This is a genomic window from Tunicatimonas sp., from assembly GCF_049647865.1.
Classification (GTDB): Bacteria; Bacteroidota; Bacteroidia; order Cytophagales; family Cyclobacteriaceae; genus Tunicatimonas.
In genome coordinates this window covers 1-5,074 of record NZ_JBARYM010000919.1, presented here as the reverse complement: position 1 = coordinate 5,074, position 5,074 = coordinate 1, and the positions used below count along the sequence as shown (strand labels likewise).

Annotated in this window: 6 protein-coding genes; 1 reads left to right on the top strand and 5 read right to left on the bottom strand. The window is 42.3% G+C overall.

Annotation, left to right across the window (positions count from 1 at the left end; all coding sequences use genetic code 11):
* Positions 1-1,036, top strand: a 1,036-nt coding sequence (locus WBA23_RS26025; protein ID WP_424585196.1) for a UDP-N-acetylglucosamine 1-carboxyvinyltransferase, incomplete at its 5' end; no start/stop codon positions are given.
* A 22-nt stretch (positions 1,037-1,058) separates the two neighbouring features.
* On the opposite strand, the gene WBA23_RS26020 is transcribed toward WBA23_RS26025, so the two are convergent.
* From WBA23_RS26020 to WBA23_RS26000, 5 genes are all read right to left on the bottom strand, one after another.
* Positions 1,059-1,280, bottom strand: a complete 222-nt coding sequence (locus tag WBA23_RS26020; protein WP_424585195.1) for a hypothetical protein — start codon at positions 1,278-1,280, stop codon at positions 1,059-1,061.
* Positions 1,281-1,539: 259 nt separating this feature from the next.
* Positions 1,540-3,246 carry a single-stranded-DNA-specific exonuclease RecJ gene (recJ, locus tag WBA23_RS26015; protein ID WP_424585194.1) on the bottom strand — a complete coding sequence of 569 codons (1,707 nt, stop codon included), beginning with the start codon at positions 3,244-3,246 and terminating at the stop codon, positions 1,540-1,542.
* An 11-nt stretch (positions 3,247-3,257) separates the two neighbouring features.
* Positions 3,258-3,827: a hypothetical protein gene (locus WBA23_RS26010; protein WP_424585193.1), complete on the bottom strand. Its 570-nt coding sequence runs from the start codon at positions 3,825-3,827 to the stop codon at positions 3,258-3,260.
* 359 nt (positions 3,828-4,186) lie between these two features.
* Positions 4,187-4,864 (bottom strand): coiled-coil domain-containing protein, encoded by a 678-nt coding sequence (locus WBA23_RS26005; protein WP_424585192.1) that lies wholly within the window; start codon positions 4,862-4,864, stop codon positions 4,187-4,189.
* Between the two features lie 106 nt (positions 4,865-4,970).
* Positions 4,971-5,074 (bottom strand): hypothetical protein (locus WBA23_RS26000; protein ID WP_424585197.1); only part of this gene is annotated, 104 nt, incomplete at its 5' end.

Here is a 5,074-nt window from a genome sequence, read left to right as displayed (position 1 = left end):
GGGTTCAATTATGGTGATGGGTCCCCTACTCGCTCGGTTTGGCGAGGCCTCGCTACCCAAACCAGGGGGCGATAAAATTGGCCGACGCCGACTAGATACTCACTTTCTGGGCTTTGAAAAACTGGGTGCCAAATTCAATTACGATACCCAAGATAGTTATTATACTATTGATGCCTCTAATCTAAAAGGAACCTATATGTTACTGGATGAGGCCAGCGTAACCGGAACAGCGAACATTGTGATGGCAGCCAGCATGGCCGAAGGGGAAACGATTATCTATAATGCAGCATGCGAACCGTACTTGCAGCAACTGTGCGAAATGCTGAATCGTATGGGGGCTAAGATTTCGGGCGTAGGCTCTAATTTGCTTAGCGTTGAAGGTGTCTCTTCGTTGAAAGGGACTGAACACACCATGTTGCCCGATATGATTGAAGTGGGTAGCTTCATTGGCTTAGCTGCTATGACCAACTCAGACATTACCATTAAAGGAGCGGGTGTGCATCAACTAGGTGTAATCCCTAATACCTTTCGCAAACTAGGTATTAACTTTGATATTAATGGCGATGATATTCACGTCTACGATAATGAACATTACGAGATAGATACGTTCATCGACGGCTCTATTATGACAATTGCGGACGCACCTTGGCCCGGACTTACCCCCGATTTGCTAAGTATTATCTTGGTAGTGGCTACTCAAGCCAAAGGTACCGTACTAATTCATCAGAAGATGTTTGAGAGTCGCCTGTTCTTTGTAGATAAACTCATTGATATGGGAGCGCAGATTATCCTTTGCGACCCACACCGAGCTACTGTTATTGGATTAGACCGCGTTCAATCGTTACGGGGAGTGTCGATGACTTCGCCCGACATTCGCGCGGGTGTTTCCTTATTGATTGCCGCCCTTTCGGCAGAAGGTGAAAGCCTGATTTATAATATCGAGCAGATTGACCGAGGCTATCAAAATATTCACCAACGTTTGCAAAACCTAGGTGCTCAGGTAGAACGCTACGATAGCGTAGTGTTTACAAAGTAGATTTTGACTTAGAAATACCGTATTAGTTCAACGGTATTTTTCTGAATTTAGAAAATGCTTCGTAAGAGAGATATAACTGACCAAAGCTCGATGCACCAGTTGTACTTTTCCTTTCAAAGAATCCGTACTTGATCTCATCAATCAAGACCTTACCTTCATTGTTTTCATAGATTTGACTACCGCCCGAGATTACTCTCCCGTGTACACGTTCTTGGCGACTTAAAGCTTTTACAATCTTTTTCATTAGTAATAAATTAAGAGGGCACTTAATCGTTTAATTATTATCAACATCAATATTCGCTCCTTTAAGAGCAGGTTTTTCGTTGATTTCTCGTAAAAACTTAGTCGGTTCTTACATATAAGGGAGTAAGAGCAAAGATAAAGTGATTCTATTGAGAATAGAACTATTTACCGTCTAATGTATAGATAAAGACCTAGAAAGAAAAATATTATTTTCTTTGTTAAGAATAATAGAACTAACTGTTATTGGAAAAGAAAGCAGTCTATTCATTCATCAACTGGAGGTCTTTTATCTCTAGCTGCAACGTAGTCTGACCGTTGTAATGATTCTCAGCTACGGAATACGCCATTCTAAACGGCTGATTCTCTCGCACTAGATCATACAAATGAGGCATTCTAAAGCCAATAGCATTTAGTGGCTCACATGCATTCTGGCAAACCTCAATCTTTAGGTGCTGCTCACGCAGTAAACGAGGTTGATTAACTATTTCTAGATTCTCACTAACAAATACCGGACGCATATTACCGGGGCCAAACGGGGCCATCTGCCGAGTGATATTGTATAGTTTAGAGGTAATTTCAGTAAGCGGAATTACTATGTCTACCGGGATCCGCGGTATCTTTTGCTCATCAGTAATCCGCTCGGTAACAACTTGCTCAAAACGCTCTTGAAATTTTGGTATATTCTCTATGCATAAGGTTAGCCCCGCCGCACTAGCGTGGCCACCGAACTGCTCTAGCAGATCAGCGCAGGCAGCAATAGCATCATGCACATCGAAGCCATCTACTGAACGGGCCGAGCCAGTAGCTTTTCCATTTGATTCAGTGAGAATAATAGTGGGTCGGTAGTACTTTTCAATGCAGCGTGAGGCTACTATACCGATTACCCCCTTATGCCAGTTTTGATTATATAGAACCGTACTCTGCGCCTGCTTTAGTTGCTCATCAGCTTCAATTATACTCAGTGCCTGATCAGTTATGCTACTATCAAAGTGGCGACGCTCAGCATTTTTCTGATGTAGTGCATCAGCGTACTGGTAAGCTTTCTCCTGATCTTTTTCTAACATTAATCGTAGAGCAGCATCAGCGTGACCGATACGTCCGGCAGCATTAATGCGAGGTGCAAAACCAAAGACTACTTTTTCAATAGTCAGCGGTGGTTTTATTCCAGCCACCTGTAATAACGCCTGCCAGGCCGGACGAGGCCGTTGATTAATTTCCTGAATTCCGCCGTACGCTAGCAGTCGGTTCTCGCCGGTAATAGGCACAATATCAGCTCCAATGGCAATCGCTACAAAATCTAGTAAGCGATGTAATGGCTCCATCAACTGCTTGGTATATTGGCAAAACCCCTGTAGTAGTTTAAAGCCTACACCACAGCCGCATAGTTCTTTATACGGATACTGACAACCTTCTTGTTTAGGGTTTAGAATAGCGTAAGCGGGGGGCAACTCATTACCCGGGCGGTGATGGTCGCAGACGATGCAATCAATATTCTGCTTACGCGCTTGATTAATAAGCTTGATAGCTCGAATGCCGCAGTCTAACGTAATTAGCAGACCAACCTCATTTTCTACCGCACGTCGAATACCTTGCTCCGATATTCCGTACCCTTCTTGGTAACGGTCAGGAATATAGTATTCTACTTTATCATAAATTTCCCGGAGAAAGTGATAAACCAGCGCCACTGAGCAGGTACCATCTACATCGTAGTCGCCGTATATCATAATTTTCTCCTGACGGCGCATAGCTAACATCAACCGATGCACGGCATGATCCATATCTTTCATTAAGAATGGATCATGAAGTTGATTTAAATCAGGACGAAAGAATGCTTTAGCCTCATTGTAAGAGCTTAGTCCTCGCTGAGCCAATATAGTGGCTAATGTGACGGGTACCCGAACATCGGTGGTAAGTTGCTCAACCGTTTGTTGGTTTGGTATTTTTTGAAACACCCATTGCTTACGCATAGTGCATTTTCTTATTGCTGTTTGCCAAAATTAAAGTCGTACTCGATTGCAAAACCTTCTATATTAGCCGGAAGCTCACCTTCACCTAAATCTTCAAAGTCTATGTCATCATCTTCTATTCGAAGAGAAACATCGATTGCTTGATCAGTAAGCGATCTTATTATAAATTCTAGCTGATCGATTCCAAGATCGTTAGTGGCCTGTACGGTAATAGTTTCTTCATTATCACTTAAGGACCAAGTGCCATTGGTAACTTCCGTTTCGTCTTCTATTACGAAGCTGTCATCTGCATTAAAGGAAATAGTAGTACCTGGAGGGAACAATATGTTGGCCCCTTCTTCAACTGCATCTACTACTCGCCGTACTTCGGAAGAAGCGGCTGCAATTATTCCAATAGTTGATTCATTTAGCGTAACTCCTTCAATCGTTATTTCGTAACCCTCCAACTCCCCAGTTTGAATTTCCCAGGTGCCAATGAGCAAATCGCGGCGGTTGCGGTCATCTTCATCGTCTTTACAAGAAGGGAGAACAATTACGAATGCTAAGAACAAATAGCTTAGCTTATTAATGAACGGTTTCATAAGTCGGTTGAATTATTTGGTAAAAGTAAAGATAAAATCAATCTGATACTGAGTACTTTCATCAATTTGCTTAGGTGCGAAGCCTTTGCAGTGTATTACTGCTTGAGAAAGCAATTCTCAGGCAGCAGTATTTCACTAGCGATTGGCAGTGTAAGCCGCTTTTTATCTTCGTTTACCGTAAAGACTCAACTTCTGAAAATATCTGAAAGTCTTGTGCTTCAATAGTTTCGTCAATAATTAATTGATAAGGACTGTAGGTATAATGAAAAAACGAAGAGATTATTATATAAAATAGAAAGCGCACATGCAGGCAACCCTGGTTATGTACGCTTTTATACTGCTACTGTTGTATATTTTCGTCAGTTGACCGAAGTAGTATTTGCTGGATTGTTGCTTCGTAAATCTTCCAGTACATCTTTAATCGGCACTCGGCTACCATCGCGATAAGGAATAATCCAGGCATCTTTCACTCCCATCGCCCGCATGTATTTTTTAAACTTATCGGCCTCCCAATAATCCCGGAAATTGCCTAAAGTATACTTCTGATGCCCATCATCCCCGTCTTCTGCTGTAAAGTTTTCACTAGTATCGTAGCCCGACAGGTCCTGATTTTGATACGCTGCAATCTGCACCCGAAATACCAACCCTTGATTGTACTCGGCGTCTTCATTTGCATTAGTGGCTACCGGTACATTTTCTTGAGCGTTACTGGCTTCAGCTTTTGCCTGCTGAAGTTCGTCCTGTAAGCGACGCACTTGATCTTTTACCTGTTTTACTTCAGCATCTTTTTGAGAGAGCTCATTTTTGGCTGAGGTAAGCTGGCTTTCCAGTTCACTAGCTTTAGCCGCTAATTCCTTGTTCTGGTCTTGCTGCTTCTGAAAGTCAGCGGCACTCATTTTCTTGAGTTCTTTCAACCGCTTTTTCTGCTCCTTCTTCAAGCGTTTACGCTCTTTTTTAGATAACTTTTGAGCCACAACTACTTCCGGTACTGCCATAAGACCCACCAAGAAGATGGCAACGATACATACATACTTCATTACTTGTATGGTTTAATTAAAAATTTATTTAAGTCAATAGTTTTTAGCCTACAGAGAACATGCACGGTTGACTATTGACTGTCGACCGAGGGTTATATCCCCTAGATTATTTCAAACGTCCTACCATATTTTTGGGTACTACCCATTCGTCAAACTGTTCATCAGTGAGTAGTTCTAATTCTATTGCTTCCTCTCGCAAAGTAGTCCCAT